We start from the raw sequence: 14,329 nt of genomic DNA on the forward strand, positions 1-14,329 counted from the left end.
GTGGTGCTGCAAGCTGTCATCTCCAAGGATGGCACCATCCAGGGACTGCATGTGGTGAGCGGCCACCCGATGCTGACTCCGGCCGCCATCGACGCGGTGAAGCAGTGGCGCTATAAGCCCTACTTCCTGAACGGTGAACCGGTGGAAGTTGAGACGGTAGTGACCGTGAACTTCACACTGGCCGGTTAACCGTTTTTCTCGATCCGCAGAGGCATTCGATTTCTGGGGCTGGTTGAAGCGCGGTCATGACGACCGCGAAGTCAACCAGGCCCCGATCGCGGGCAATTGAGGCCATCCCCGTGCGCCGGCAGGCGACGGCGCAGCGGGATCGCAGTACGCAAGAGTTTGGCCCGCGCCAGTTCACTGTTAATCACGCCTGATCAGAAGTTCTGAGGAGGAACAAGCAACTCATGCTCTTAGCACTGGCAACTCTCTTCTACGCACATATGCCGACTGTCGCCCTTGCGTTTTTCCAGGCGGAAGGCGGCGGCATTACCTGGGATCCGATCTCGCTATGGAAGCAGATGGGAATCCTGGCCAAACTCGTGGTCGTTATCCTGTTCATCATGTCGGGCTGGTCCATCGGCGTGATGATCGACCGCTGGATGGCATTCAGCGCGGCCCGCAAGCAGTCGCGCGCCTTTGCTCCCGCGGTCGCCGGGGCGCTGCGCGAAGGTAAGATTGACGAAGCCATCCGGGTCGCGGAGCGCAACAAGAAAAGCCACCTTGCCAAGGTTGTGACGGCCGGGCTGCAGGAATTCAAAGCGCACGGGGAGTCGTCAGAAATCCCGGGCGAACAGATCGAAGCCAGCCGTCGCGCTCTGGAGCGCGCCGAGGCCATCGTTCACGCCGAGCTGAAGCGCGGCCTGGGCGGGTTGGCCACCATCGGCGCCACTGCTCCCTTCGTCGGCTTGTTCGGCACCGTGGTCGGCATTCTCAACGCCTTCCGTGGTATCAGTGAGAACAAGGCCACCGGTTTGGGCGCCGTCGCAGGCGGCATTGCCGAAGCGCTGGTCACCACCGCCGTCGGTCTGTTCGTCGCCATCCCGGCCGTGATGATGTACAACTACCTGTCCGGCCGCGTCGAAGCGTTCGACGTGGAAATGGATAACTCCTCCAGCGAGCTGGTGGATTACTTCCTGAAGCGGCGCAACGCCGTCCGCCGGTAGTGCGTGTGTAGCGGCGGAATTCATTCCGCCGGCAACGAGCATGGTTGCTTGCCCCTCTTCGCATGAGGAGGGGCAACGGCCGTTCAGGAAAGGCGCAGGAGACACAGGATTATGCCAATCGGAAAAAGAGCATTGCCGGTCAACTCCAGCATCAATGTCACCCCCATGGTGGACGTGATGCTGGTGCTGCTGATCATCTTCATGGTGATCACGCCCATGTTGCAGAAGGGCGTCAGCGTTGACCTGGCCAAGACCAACAACCCGGTGCAGATGCCGGACGCCGACAAGGAAGACGCCCTGCTGGTGGCGGTGACGCGCGACGGCAAAGTCTTCTTCGGCAGCGACCAGATCTCGCCCGACCAGCTCACCAACAAGATCAAGGACAAGCTCGCCGCCCGCGTCGACAAGCGGGTCTTTGTACGCGCCGATGCCCGCACCAAGTACGGCAACGTAGTCGAAGTGGTCGACAACGTTCGCGCCGCGGGCGTCGATCAGCTGGGGCTTTTGACCGAGCAGCGCAAGGCGAACACGCCGGCTCCACCGCCGGGCGCAGCGCCAGCGGCTCCGACCGGGCAATGAGTTTTGTGTAGGGCGGAGTTCATTCCGCCGTTTGAGAGGATTTTCATTATGGCAATGACAATCGGTGGACCGGGCAGCGGTCCTACATCCGACATGAACGTTACGCCGCTGATCGACGTGCTGCTGGTGCTGCTGATCATTTTCATGGTCATCACGCCGCTCACGCCCAAGGGACTGGACGCGTTGGTTCCGCAGCCGCCCAAGGACCAGTCGAAACAACCGCCGTCACAGGACCGCACCGTGGTGGTACAGGTGTTGAAAGCCTCGGGCCAGCCCGCGCTCAAGATCAACCAGGAAGATGTGACCTGGGACAAGCTCCAGGGACGCCTGGAGGAGATCTACAAGACGCGCGCCGAAAAGGTGATGTTCGTGAAGGCCGATACCGACCTGCCATTTGCCGACGTGGCGCAAGTCATCGATATTGCGCACTCGGCAGGGGTGGACAAGGTGGGCCTGATCACCGCCAAGATCGAGGCCGGCGGCTAAACTAAATTTGAAATGCAAATTTTAAAATTTCAAATTTTCAGATACTGCGCCGACCGCGCCATGAGCAGTGGCGCGCTCGCGTATGGAGACAACGTTTATGACTAGAGGCGCACGACTTCTGGCGTTTGCCGCCGTCGTCCTGGCGCTGTTCGGGCTTGCCGGCTGCAACAAGCTGAAAGCCCGCGACCAGCTCAACAAGGGCGTGCAGGCTTACAAAAACGCAAAATACGAAGACGCAATCGAAAAGTTTAAGAACGCGGTAGCGCTGGATCCGTCCCTGATTAATGCCCGGCTTTATCTTGCCACCGCTTATGCGCAGCAATACATTCCCGGGGCGGACACACCCGACAACAATCGCATGGCGGAACAGGCCATCAATGAGTACCAGGACGTACTCAAGATGAAGCCCAACGATCTGAACGCCATCAAGGGCATCGCCTACCTCTACCTTCAGATGAAGAAGTTCGACCAGTCCAGCGAGTATTACCGCAAGGTGATCGCGGTGGACCCCAACGATCCGGAGGCATACTACTCCGTCGCCGTCATCGACTGGACCAAGACGTACCAGCCGCGGATGGAGGAGAAGGCGAAGCTCGGATTGAAGCCCGACCAGCCGATCGCCGACAAAAAGGTCTGCGCCGATCTGAAGACGAAGAACCAGGACGCGGTAAAAGACGGCATGACCATGCTGGAGAAGGCCATCTCGCTTCGGCCTGACTACGACGATGCCATGGCGTACTACAACCTGATGTGGCGCGAGCAGGCCGACATCGAGTGTGGCGATGCCAAGGCCCGCGAAGAAGACCTTAAGAAGGCGGATGAGTGGGTCAAGAAAACCATGGCCACGAAAGCCGCCAAGGCGGAGAAGCAGCAAGGTCCCGGAGGCATCACGGTCGAGAAGACGGTCGATAAGAAAGACTAACCAGGCACCAGGACTGAAGCTCAAGGCGCAAGGGGTTCTCTCCTTGCGCCTTTGTAGTTTTGTGAACCACCGAGGGCTTTACGCCCTGAGTTTGGGCCTTGGGCCTTGCGCCCTGTACAATGTCAATTGGCGCCGCAACGTGGGAGTGGCGCCGCTCCGGAGGTTTTCCCCGCATGTCTGCTCAGAGCCAATCGTTGCCGCAACCGGCAGCGCAGCTACAACCCTCGCCCATGCTGTTCTTCGAAACGATCAATGCTTACCAGCGCACCGCCGCCGTGAAAGCCGCCATCGAACTGGAACTGTTTACCGCCATCGGTGAGGGCGCTACCACTCCGGAAGCGATTGCCCTGCGCTGCCAGGCGTCGGTGCGCGGAGCGCGTATTCTCGCCGATTACCTCGCGGTGCTGGGGTTCATTCATAAACACGACGGCCACTACGCGCTGACGCAGGACACCGCCGTGTTCCTCGATCGCCGCTCGCCCGCCTACGTCGGCGGCGCCATCGGCTTCCTGACCGATGACCGGTTGAAGGAGAAGTTCGAGAGTCTCACCGAGTGTGTGTGCAAGGGTGGCACGGTCGCCAAGGACGGCGGCACCATGTCGCTGGAAAATCCCATCTGGCTGGAATTTGCGCGGTACATGGGCAAACTGCAGGCCAATCCCGCCGAGCAGATCGCGCAATTGCTGCGCGTGGAAGGCACGCCGCAGCTGAAGGTGCTCGACATTGCCGCCGGGCATGGCATGTACGGCATCACGGTGGCGCGGCACAACCCGCAGGCCGAGGTGGTGGCGGTGGATTGGCCGGGCGTGCTCGGGGTGGCGCGCGAACACGCGGAAGCGGCAGGAGTCGCAAAACGCTGGCGTGCCTTGCCCGGCAGCGCTTTTGAAGTGGACTTCGGCAGCGGGTACGACCTGGTGCTCATCACCGGGTTCATGCACCACTTCGATCCCGAGAGCAACGAAACCCTGTTGCGCAAGGTGAAAAACGCGCTGGCGCCGCGCGGCCGCGCGGTAATCGTGGAATTCGTGCCCAATGAGGACCGTGTCACACCCCCGCCGACAGCGATGTTTTCTCTTACCATGCTGGCCAGCACGGCATCCGGCGATGCCTACACGTTTGCCGAACTGCGGCAGATGGTCAGCCGTGCCGGGTTCACCGGGTGCGAGCTGCACGACCTGGTCAACAACTTCCAGCGCGTCGTGGTGGCAACGGTTTAGGGCGCACGTGTAGCGGCGGAATTTATTCCGTCGGAGGGCGGCCCATATTTGCCGCGGTTGGGCAGATGTGGGTCTTTGTCTTGGTCGCGTCGCTGCGCGCCACACCGCCTTGTGACGCGTATCACGCGCCATGCGGGCGTCCCGTGAATTAGAATCTCCGGGTCTATGTTCAAGAAGATCCTCATCGCCAATCGCGGCGAAATCGCGGTGCGCGTGATCCGCGCCTGCCGGGAGATGGGCATCCGCTCGGTGGCCGTCTTCTCCGACGTGGACCGCGCCTCGCTGCACGTGCGCAAGGCGGACGAGGCCTACCACATCGGGCCGGCGACGGCGAGCGAGTCCTACCTGAACATGGAGAAAATTCTTGATGTCGCGCGCCGCAGCGGCGCCGAGGCCATCCACCCCGGTTACGGATTTCTTTCGGAGAATGCCCGCTTCGCGCAGGCCTGCGTGGATGCCGGGATCAAGTTCATCGGACCGACCGCCGCCGCGATGGAGGCCATGGGGTCGAAGACGCGCGCCCGCCAGGCCATGGAAAAAGCCGGCGTCCCGTTCGTTCCCGGGTCGTCGCGCGGGCTCGATTTTGCCGAGACCCACAAGATGGCCGAAAAGATCGGCTATCCCGTGATGCTGAAGGCTGCGGCGGGCGGCGGCGGCAAGGGTATGCGCCTGGTGCGCTCGGCCGCCGAACTGCGCTCGGCATTTGATGGCGCCACCAGCGAGGCCAAGCGCTCCTTCGGCGATGACGAAGTGTACGTCGAAAAATACATCGAGAATCCGCGCCACATCGAGATGCAGATTCTGGCCGACGAAAGCGGACAGACGGTTTACCTGGGTGAACGCGAGTGCTCGGTGCAGCGGCGGCATCAGAAGGTGCTCGAAGAGTGCCCGTCGCCGATCGTGAACCCTGAGATGCGCAAGCAGATGGGCGATGTCGCGGTCCGGGTGGCGCAGGCTGCCCGGTACAGCAATGCGGGAACGGTGGAGTTCCTGGTGGACCAGCAGCACGATTTCTATTTTCTGGAGATGAACACGCGCCTGCAGGTGGAGCATCCGGTGACGGAACTGGTGACCGGTCTGGACCTGGTGAACCTGCAAATCCGCATCGCCGCCGGCGAGACGCTGCCTTTTCAGCAGCAGGACATCACGCTGCGCGGACACGCCATCGAGTGCCGCATCTACGCCGAGGATCCCGACAACAATTATTTCCCCAGCCCGGGGCGTATTTCGCTGCTGGAGATCCCCGCCGGGCCCGGGATTCGCCGCGACACCGGCATCTACGAGGGCTGGACCGTACCCATCGACTACGATCCGCTGCTCGCCAAACTCATCGGCTATGGCAGCGACCGCGAACAGGCAATCCACCGGCTGCAGCGCGCCCTCTACGAGTACGTGGTCGCCGGCATCAAGACCAACATCACCCTGTTTCAGCGCATTCTTCAGGACGCCGACTTCCGCGCCGGCAAACTGGACACTGGTTACCTGGAACGGCTGCTGCAGAAGCCGGCCCCGCCGCCGGGGGTTACCGATGACGGGGTGGATCGGACGGCGGAGCGGGAGCGCGTTGCCGCCCTGGCTGCTGGAATTTTTGCCGCCCTGGAGAGCGCAGCTCCAAGAGCGGCCAACGGCGCCACCACGAACGGCGCAGGCCCGGCGAAATCCTCGGCATGGAAGCAAGCCGCGCGCATGGAATCATTGCGAAACCAATGAACTGTAGAAACGAATCGTGACTTACGAAATTCTCATCGACGGCAAGCCTCACAAGCTCGAACTTGAGCGCGAGGGCAATCACTGGTCCTGCCGGCTCGATGGCGAGGCGATCCAGGCGGATGCCGTTCTGACCAAGCACGACGTCGTCTCTATCATCATCGGCGGCACGCAGTACGAGGTAAAGCGCGAGCGCACCGCCGCCGACACCCATTACTGGGTCAAGAACTCGCGGTTCGCGGTGGAAGTCCGCGACCCGCGCTCGCTGCGCAGCCGCAAGGCCTCCGGCGCTGCCGGCGAAGGCCCGCAGAAGCTGCTGGCACCCATGCCCGGCAAGGTGGTGCGCATCATTCTTGCCGCCGGCAGCGAGGTTGAGGCCGGGCAGGGCGTGCTGGTCGTGGAAGCCATGAAGATGCAGAACGAGCTGAAGTCGCCGAAGAACGGTACGGTAAAGCAGGTGCTGGTCGCCGAAGGCGCCTCAGTTACGTCCGGCGAAGTGCTGGCGATCGTCGAATAGGTTGTCGAATCAAGGTCGGACTCTACACAGCCGGAGCCAGGGTCCGTAACATTCGAGAGGATTCGCACCAATGATTGTGCAAATGGGGAATGTTACAGTCAGATTAATATTGCCCCAGGGTGGTTCCATGCGAGCTGGATTTCCAAGATAATTTAGGCGCTATAGTTCCCCGGGGAGAGATCCTGTGACCACCAGCACTGAGCAACGGATCTGGTTCCATCCACCGAGATTCTGGGCTGCCACCCATCATTTGCGCAAAGAAGAAGCGGACGAACTACTCAATCACGTTCTGCGGATGGCGGAAGATGCAGACCTGGAACGCCTCCGGCAGTACAGCTTTATCTCCGTCGGACGGCCAAAGACATCCCCGGGAGACATGCACTAACGACGGCAAGGATGCACGGGCGCGGGCATTCCGCTCCAGGATTGCTCGGGCGCCCGTAGTCGTGTGCAAACGCGACCTGCCCTTCGAGTTTCGACAAGTTCTTGGTACTTGCTGGGCAGCAATGTCGCTACAATCTCGGTATGCCCGACCTTCCCCTGCGCATTGAGGCCTTGCCCGGCAGCCGCCCCGGCGTCCGCGTGCTGAAACTTGAAGGCCCGCTCACGCTGCCGAACTCGTTCGATTTTCAGGACCTGGTCCGCGCCGACCGTCAGAACAGCCTCATCGTAGACCTGTCGGAAGTTCCCTATATCGATTCAACCGGCATCGGATGCCTGGTCAACGGCTACGTATCGCATCAGAACGCGGGACAGAACCTGCTCCTGGTGGGCGTCGCCGAACGGGTCCAGGTGTGCATGCGCGTGACCCACGTGGAGAAGCTTTTTCCGACCTTTCCCACCGTTGCCGAGGCGGAGAAGAGTGTCGCAGCCAATTCCTGATTACTCAAACAGGTGGGGGACGAAGCGGCTCAGGTTGGTGGTGATGGGACCGTCGGACTCGCGAACCCCCATGCCGCCCGCCTCCTGGTCAATCATCCAGCTTCCGATCACCGGGTAATTCCCATCCATGTTGGGCGGTTCGGCGAGGGCCTGGAAGACATAGCCCTCGGCCCCATACGTTCCTTCCGTGGGGCCCACGGTTCCGGACGCGGTAGTCAGCGTGATGTTGGCGCCTTCCCGCGCCAGAAGCGGCTTTTTGGCGTAGGTAGACATCCATCGCGGCGTGTCGAAATAGGTTTCCAGGAGATTGGGATGATTGGGATGCATTTCCCACAGGATGGCCAGGATTCCCTTGTTGGATAGCACCATCTTCCAGATCGGTTCCAGCCACTGCGTCTCGCCGTAGGTCATGAGCGTGTGCTCGCCGAAATCATCGGCTAGCAGCCACTCCCACGGGTACAGCTTGAATACGGAATGGATGGGATTCAGGTCGAGGTCCACGAAATAATTCTGGTCCTGGTCCCAGCCGATTTCCTCAATCAGGATGGACTTGCAGGCAAGCCCCGCCTGCTCCGCCGTATCGCGCATGTAAGCCACCGTCATGGTGTCCTCGGTGGTGTCCATGTTGGTGAGGTAGAGCGGCATTTTCAGGTAGTTCTTCAAGTCCTTCCATTTTGCGATCAGGCGCTCATGGATGGAGTTGAACTGGTCGGCTTTCGGAAACACATCCTGCAGCCAGTACCACTGCACCACCGCCGCCTCCAGCAGCGACGTGGGCGTGTCGGCGTTGTACTCCAGGAGCTTCGGGGGATTCTTGCCGTCGTAGGCCAGGTCGAAACGCCCGTAAATTGCCGGCGGCTCCGCCTCCCAGGCCCGTTTGATCACCGGCACCGCCAGCTCCGGAATCTTCAGGTCCTCGAAGCGATCGTGGTCGATGACAAACTGCACCGCGTCGAGGCACATGGCATGCAGATCGTTGGTGGTCTTTTCCAGCATGTCCACCTCGGAGGAGGTGAACGAGTAGTACGCGGCCTCGTTCCAGTAGGGCCCGTCGGGGGAATGAAACACGAGGCCGACGTCCTCGACCTTTTTCTCCCATCCATCTCGCGGCTTGATGCTCTGACGCTTCACGCTACTCCGTTTCCACCAGCACTGTCTCTCATGATCCTGAGGAGTGCGCCGCGCCGCTGCCGCCAAACCCGCCGCGCGATACGCCGCTTGCCGTGCTGTGTCCCACGCCGGGGGTGGGCGTTGTGCCGCCACCGTGAACATAGGTTCCGTAGCCGAAGCCACCACTGCCGCCGTAATGCCAGTGATAGAAGTTGCGATAGGTTCCCGGCCGGGAGGGGTCGCAGTAATAATCGTCCGTGACCATGCCGTACTTGTCGAGGCAGCGTTGCTTTTCCGTGCGCTGGCAGCCGAGCAGCACCATGGCTGCGGCGGCTACGAATCCCAAGGTAACTTTTGCGGATTTCTTCATCGCTGTGGCGCGGACAATCTGGGTGATGCTAGGTGGATGTCGCCAAAGCTGTCAACCAGCGAGGGATGAACCGGCTGCCTTTTTTTCCAACGCTTATCCACATTCATTCAGATTGACCTGGCACGCCGCGCGTCCGACAATGAACTTACCTTCATGCGCGCTTACTTGTCAGGCTCCATCGAGTACTCGGCCGACTTCGGGAAGGCCTGGCGCGCTCAGGTCACGCCTTTTTTGCGCGCCCTCGGCCACGAGGTCTACGATCCGGCCTCCGACGAAAAGAAGAACCTGGGTGAGGAAGAGATGCGCGAATTCCGCGCCTGGAAAACCTCGGACTTGCCGCGCTTCCAGGATACGGTGCGCAAAATCATCGCCTGGGACCTGGACTGGATCGAAAAGCGCACCGACTACGTGATCTGCTACTGGGACGCGGCGGCGGCGCGAGGCGCCGGCACCCAAGGCGAGCTGACATTCGCACATCGCAACGGAATTCCGGTCTACCTGGTGCTCGGAATGCCGTCGCGCGTGGTGAGCGGCTGGATCCTGGGCTGCGCGACGCGAATCTTCGACAGTTTTGCCGAGTTGCAGATGTTCCTGACCCGGACCTATGCACAACGGTTCGCCGTGAACGTCACGCGCGAGGTCCAGGCCATCGCCGCACACCGCCTGCCGGTCAGCGACTGAGGGAAGAATTAGAAATTTGAAACTTGAGAATTTGAAATTGAGGGCATTTCCTGACAACTTTCAAATTCTGAAATTTCCAATTTCAAATTCCTGATGAGAGTACCGTGAACTTTGCCAAGGGCAGTCTAGGCTGGATCGAAGTCGTTTGCGGGCCGATGTTCAGCGGCAAGAGCGAGGAGCTGATCCGCCGCCTGCGCCGCGCGGAGATCGCGCGCCAGCGGGTGCAGATATTCAAGCCCGCCATCGACGAGCGTTATTCCGACAATCACATTGTTTCCCATAGTGACTTGAGAATCCGTTCCGTGCCGGTCCGCGACGCCGCCGATCTGGAATCCCGCCTTGATCTGCGAACCGAGGTCATCGGCATTGACGAGGCGCAGTTCCTGGGCCCCGGCATTGTTGACGCGGTGGTCCGCCTCGCCGACATGGGGAAGCGGATTGTCATCGCCGGCCTGGATACCGATTACCTGGGCCGCCCGTTCCATCCTCTGCCCGAGTTGCTCGCCGTCGCCGACGAGATTACCAAGACGCTCGCCATCTGCATGCAGTGCGGCAACCCCGCCAAGCACACGCAACGCCTGGTCGCCAGCGAAGACCTGATTGTGGTCGGGGCGGCCGGCATGTACGAGGCCCGCTGCCGCCGCTGTTTCGAGCCCGAGCTGGCAAAAAAAGAGTTGGAGAAAGCCACCGCCAAAGCCTGACGCGGCCGAATCCGGTGACCACCGTCATCACCATCAAAGCTGCCAGCAGTCGGCGCTCGACCCCGTCTTTCTAGAGCGGAACATCGGCATTAAGACTTGCCACGTTGGATCTCCTGTAAAAGTTCCGGGCCCCGGCACCCCCGGCTAGAGTACTCCCGGAAACTCTGCGACAATCAGTGCATGGATGTGGAGGAATTTTCCGGCCTGCCGAAAATCGAACTGCACTGCCATCTTGACGGATGCGTCCGGCTGGAAACGGCGCGCCAGATCGCCGTGCTTAGAAACGTGCCTTTGCCGCCGCGTATCGAGGATGCCCTGATTGCGCCGCCGGTCTGCGAGGATCTCGCCGATTACATCCGCCGCATTGATTTCGCCCTGAGCGTCATGCAGCAGGAAGAAGACCTGGCTCGCATCGCCGAAGAACTGGTGGAGACATGGGCCGCTGACGGTGTTGTCTACGGGGAGGCGCGCTTCGCGCCGCAGCTGCATCGCCGCAACGGGTTGACGCTGCAGCAGGTACTGGATGCCGTGCACGCCGGGCTGAGCTCGGGAAAACGCCGCCACGGCGTAGATTTCGGGCTGATCGTCTGTTGCCTTCGGCACGAAACCGAAGCCCAGAGCCTGGACCTCGCACGGTTGGCGGTCGACAACATGGACAAGGTCTGCGCTCTCGACCTGGCCGGCGACGAGCAGCGCTTCGACGCTCGCGCGCACCAGAAAGCATTCACCCTGGCGCGCGACGCCGGCCTGCACCGCACCGCTCATGCCGGTGAGGCCGCCGGACCTGGCAGCGTCCGCCAAGCCCTCGATCTGCTCGGCGCCGAACGCATCGGGCACGGCGCGCGGGTTGCTGAATCAGCGCCGCTGGCGCAGGAGATGGCGGAGCGGCAAATCGCGCTCGATATGTGTCCGACCTCGAACGTGCAGACACGCTGCGTCCCCTCGTTGCGGGCGCACCCCATCACGCGCCTGCTGGCACAGGGCGTGCCCGTCACCGTCAGCACCGACGCGCACACCTCCTCGAACACATCGGTCAGTGCCGAATTTGAGGTATTGTCACGGGAGCTGGGATGGAACCAGGCGGAGTTCCTGGCATGTCAAAAGAACGCGGTAAACGCCGCGTTCATCTCCCACGCCGAGCGGCGAACGCTGGCGCAAAGGCTGAACCTGGATGCACTTTCGTCTGCCTGATCGATCGGGCGCCGGCCAGGATTGTCTCAGATCGCACGCGCGCGCGGCGCCGCACCCGCTGCTATTTCTGTCCCGTGCTCTTCAGAATCTGCTCAGCGTAATAGTTTTCGACTTTCGCCTGGTCGCGCACGACGTCGTAGTAGGCGGCCTTGAGCAACTGCTCGCGGCGGTCTCGTAACTGGTCGCGGATGGCCTGCTTCACCCGTTCGTCGCCGAGTTCGCGCTGGCCGGCCGGCTCCTTGGTGATCAGCTTCACGATGCGGAAGCCGAACACCTGGTGGGTCTCCGGGTTGGCGATAACGATCACGTTGCTGTACTGCCCGGGCTTGAGCTTGCTGACGGCGTCGCGCGTGGCCGGATCGGTCTTGGCCAGCGCCGACTGCGGCGTGAAGCCCAGATCGCCGCCATTACCCGCGCTTTCCGGGTCCTCGGAATAATTCATCGCCACCGAGGCAAAATCTTCGCCGCTGTCCAGACGGTTCATGATCATCTGGACTTTCTTGCGCGCTTCGCCCTCGTTCTGCGCCTTGTCGTTCTTCAGGTTGCGCACCTGCGAGTTGGGCTGCGTGGTGACAAAGATGTGCGCCAGGTGATACTGCGGCTCGATCAGGTTGAACTCCGCCTTGTGGGCGTTGTAGTAGCTGGTGATGTCGGCATCGGAAATGCTGATTTTGGAGGCAATCTCCCGGTTCAGCACCTTGTCGATGGTGATGGAGCGGCGCAGGTCACGCTTGAAATCATCGAGCGTGATCTTGCGCTCGTTGAGCCGCTTGTCGAATTCCTCCTGCGTGTAGGGCGCCTTGATCTCATTCAGTTTCTGGTCCACTTCTTCATTGGTGGCCAGCAGGCCGAGCTTTTCCGCGCGCTGCATCAGGATTTCGTTGTCAATCAGCTCTTTCAGGATGCCGAGCTTCAAGCTGGTGGACTGCTCGTCGGAGGGTTGCTGCGGCGAGTTCGCGGTCTGGTGGGCGTAGTACTTGTCCACTTCCGAACGCAGGATTTTCCGGCCGTTGACTTTAGCCATGACGTCAGCCGCAGTCTGGCCGCGATTGCACCCGGCGAGACCAACCACAAGTGCGACCATCAGGATTGCGGGGCCTACGGTCCAGCGCCCGGTAGAAGTGCGAATCAAGTTTTCCTCCAAAAGATCTGTCGACGGTCAGCCGCCAAAGCGGAGCGGCTTTTGACACAAAAACGCAAAAACGCTACTTCGGCGGTCCGGACGCCTTATCCGCCGGACTAGTCTTGGAAGCCGACGTTTTCGCCTCGGCAGCGGTGGCCTCAGCCTGCTTGGTGTCCATGGCAGCCATGGGCAGCGGCTCACCCGCAGCGCGCAGCGCGCGATTGATCACCACCTGCAGGTCCGGCAATGGCGCGGCGCCGTCGATCTTTTCGCCATTCACGAAAATCGTCGGCGTGGCAGAAATACCCAGGCCAGTGCCTTCCTGCATCGACGCCGTCACCGTGGCTTCTTTCTGTTCCTTCAAGCAAGCCTGTAGCGGTCCCAAGCTCAAGTTGCGACGCTGTGCGATGGCGGTCGCCGCCTGGTCCAAAGTGGCGAATTGCTGCGTGAACGGCGGCTTCATCTCCCCGGAAATCTGCTTCTGGTTGGCGTGCGCATAGTCGGTGAATTCCCAGTACGCGTCGGAGTTCTGCGCGGCCAGGCAGTTAGCGTCCACGGCCGCGTGAATGGCCCACGGGTGGATTTCGGCCAGCGGAAAATCCTTGTAGATGATCCGCACCCGGTCGCCATACATCTTGAGCACCTCCCGGGTCAGTTGGTTGTGCATCCTGGAGCAGAACGGGCATTCCAGGTCATCGAAGTTGACAATCGTTACCTTGGCGTCCTTGTTGCCGCGAATAGGACGTCCGTTAAGATCGATCTTCTTCATGACCTCGGCATATGGGTCCTTGGTGAGATCCCACTTGATGACACGCACCAGGCTGCTGCCGTCCTTGGAAACCAGGAAGTCCAGGTCCTGCTTGCGCTCTCCCTGCGAGAGCGTTACCGCAACCTTATCGTATCCGGCGAAGTCCGGGCTGGGGGTGCGCGCGCCGACGGTTATGTTGACAGAGGGAGAAATCTTATCGGACAGGTAAATGCGGACCTGCCGCTCGATGCGCTGGTTGACTTCCGGAGAATTCGCCTGCGCCGCACAGCCGAGACAGAGAAACAAAGTCGCAATCAAGAAGCGTCGGAACAATTGCACGAATTGCCGCCTTCGCAGGTCCGCCATCGCGGGAAATTAGGCTCTTATGTTCATTATCGCACGCGCCGGGCCACGGCTGGAAACCACCGCAACTGAATGCTGCAAAACGGGTTGGAATATGATGAGCAGACCGGCTGCCGGTTTGCATCTAACCGGGTAGCCGAACCCAAAACCAGGAGTGACCTGTGAAGAAGCTATGGCTTGCCGCTGTCCTGGCTACACTGCTGGGTGGAAGTTGTGCCTTGCCGTCGCCGGTCATGGCCGCGGCTGCGTCGGACAAAGAGCCCCAGGTGCGCTCGCTTACCGGCGAGGTCATGAATCAACAGGACAAGCCGTTGGCAGGCGCCATTGTCTACCTGAAAAACAGCAAGACGCTCTCCGTCAAGACTTTTATTGCCGGCCAGGACGGCACCTACCGCTTTAACGCGCTTTCACCGAACGTCGATTACGAAGTCTATGCCGAACACAACGGCAGGAAGAGCGACGCCAAAACGCTCAGCTCCTTCGATTCCCGCAAAACCGCGTATATCAACCTGAAAATCAAAGAATAACCGCAGGGAAAAGCAGCGGCGGGGGATTTCGGCTTC

Annotated in this window: 18 protein-coding genes; 14 read left to right on the top strand and 4 right to left on the bottom strand. The window is 60.9% G+C overall.

The window, feature by feature from the left end:
- The 10 genes from VFI82_12655 to VFI82_12700 form a co-directional block, all read left to right on the top strand.
- Positions 1-189: energy transducer TonB (locus VFI82_12655; GenBank protein HET7185531.1), on the top strand; the 189-nt coding region annotated here is incomplete at its 5' end.
- Positions 190-410: 221 nt separating this feature from the next.
- Entirely contained in the window at positions 411-1,169 is a 759-nt protein-coding gene (locus VFI82_12660) for a MotA/TolQ/ExbB proton channel family protein (protein ID HET7185532.1), read from the top strand.
- A gap of 111 nt (positions 1,170-1,280) precedes the next feature.
- Positions 1,281-1,748: an ExbD/TolR family protein gene (locus VFI82_12665; protein HET7185533.1), complete on the top strand. Its 468-nt coding sequence runs from the start codon at positions 1,281-1,283 to the stop codon at positions 1,746-1,748.
- A 48-nt stretch (positions 1,749-1,796) separates the two neighbouring features.
- A complete protein-coding gene (locus VFI82_12670; protein HET7185534.1) occupies positions 1,797-2,234 on the top strand; it encodes a biopolymer transporter ExbD in 438 nt (145 codons plus the stop codon).
- A gap of 97 nt (positions 2,235-2,331) precedes the next feature.
- Positions 2,332-3,156 carry a tetratricopeptide repeat protein gene (locus VFI82_12675; protein ID HET7185535.1) on the top strand — a complete coding sequence of 275 codons (825 nt, stop codon included), beginning with the start codon at positions 2,332-2,334 and terminating at the stop codon, positions 3,154-3,156.
- Between the two features lie 173 nt (positions 3,157-3,329).
- Complete coding sequence (locus VFI82_12680) at positions 3,330-4,373, top strand: class I SAM-dependent methyltransferase (protein ID HET7185536.1); 1,044 nt, start codon at positions 3,330-3,332, stop codon at positions 4,371-4,373.
- Between the two features lie 165 nt (positions 4,374-4,538).
- Complete coding sequence (accC, locus tag VFI82_12685) at positions 4,539-6,083, top strand: acetyl-CoA carboxylase biotin carboxylase subunit (GenBank protein HET7185537.1); 1,545 nt, start codon at positions 4,539-4,541, stop codon at positions 6,081-6,083.
- Positions 6,084-6,099: 16 nt separating this feature from the next.
- Positions 6,100-6,597: a biotin/lipoyl-containing protein gene (locus tag VFI82_12690; protein HET7185538.1), complete on the top strand. Its 498-nt coding sequence runs from the start codon at positions 6,100-6,102 to the stop codon at positions 6,595-6,597.
- Positions 6,598-6,781: 184 nt separating this feature from the next.
- Positions 6,782-6,982, top strand: a complete 201-nt coding sequence (locus VFI82_12695; GenBank protein ID HET7185539.1) for a hypothetical protein — start codon at positions 6,782-6,784, stop codon at positions 6,980-6,982.
- Positions 6,983-7,122: 140 nt separating this feature from the next.
- Entirely contained in the window at positions 7,123-7,479 is a 357-nt protein-coding gene (locus VFI82_12700; GenBank protein HET7185540.1) for an STAS domain-containing protein, read from the top strand.
- On the opposite strand, the gene VFI82_12705 is transcribed toward VFI82_12700, so the two are convergent.
- The gene (locus tag VFI82_12705) at positions 7,480-8,610 is read right to left on the bottom strand and encodes a glutathionylspermidine synthase family protein (protein HET7185541.1); all 1,131 of its coding nucleotides are present in this window, start codon (positions 8,608-8,610) and stop codon (positions 7,480-7,482) included.
- A gap of 28 nt (positions 8,611-8,638) precedes the next feature.
- Positions 8,639-8,959, bottom strand: coding sequence for a hypothetical protein (locus VFI82_12710; protein HET7185542.1), 321 nt, complete (start codon positions 8,957-8,959; stop codon positions 8,639-8,641).
- A 153-nt stretch (positions 8,960-9,112) separates the two neighbouring features.
- Between VFI82_12710 and VFI82_12715 the strand changes: the two genes are divergently transcribed.
- The 3 genes from VFI82_12715 (at position 9,113) to add (ending at position 11,532) form a co-directional block, all read left to right on the top strand.
- Positions 9,113-9,640, top strand: a complete 528-nt coding sequence (locus tag VFI82_12715) for a hypothetical protein (GenBank protein HET7185543.1) — start codon at positions 9,113-9,115, stop codon at positions 9,638-9,640.
- A 104-nt stretch (positions 9,641-9,744) separates the two neighbouring features.
- Positions 9,745-10,341, top strand: coding sequence for a thymidine kinase (locus tag VFI82_12720; protein HET7185544.1), 597 nt, complete (start codon positions 9,745-9,747; stop codon positions 10,339-10,341).
- A 180-nt stretch (positions 10,342-10,521) separates the two neighbouring features.
- Positions 10,522-11,532 (top strand): adenosine deaminase, encoded by a 1,011-nt coding sequence (add, locus tag VFI82_12725; GenBank protein HET7185545.1) that lies wholly within the window; start codon positions 10,522-10,524, stop codon positions 11,530-11,532.
- A gap of 61 nt (positions 11,533-11,593) precedes the next feature.
- Here the strand turns inward: add and VFI82_12730 are convergent, their stop codons facing one another.
- Both VFI82_12730 and VFI82_12735 read right to left on the bottom strand, forming a co-directional pair.
- Entirely contained in the window at positions 11,594-12,664 is a 1,071-nt protein-coding gene (locus VFI82_12730) for a SurA N-terminal domain-containing protein (protein ID HET7185546.1), read from the bottom strand.
- A gap of 73 nt (positions 12,665-12,737) precedes the next feature.
- Complete coding sequence (locus tag VFI82_12735) at positions 12,738-13,742, bottom strand: thioredoxin domain-containing protein (protein HET7185547.1); 1,005 nt, start codon at positions 13,740-13,742, stop codon at positions 12,738-12,740.
- Positions 13,743-13,927: 185 nt separating this feature from the next.
- Between VFI82_12735 and VFI82_12740 the strand changes: the two genes are divergently transcribed.
- Complete coding sequence (locus VFI82_12740; GenBank protein HET7185548.1) at positions 13,928-14,293, top strand: carboxypeptidase-like regulatory domain-containing protein; 366 nt, start codon at positions 13,928-13,930, stop codon at positions 14,291-14,293.
- The last annotated feature ends 36 nt before the right edge of the window (positions 14,294-14,329 follow it).

The organism is Terriglobales bacterium (assembly GCA_035691485.1).
In the GTDB taxonomy this organism is placed as follows: Bacteria; Acidobacteriota; Terriglobia; order Terriglobales; family Acidobacteriaceae; genus JAIQGF01.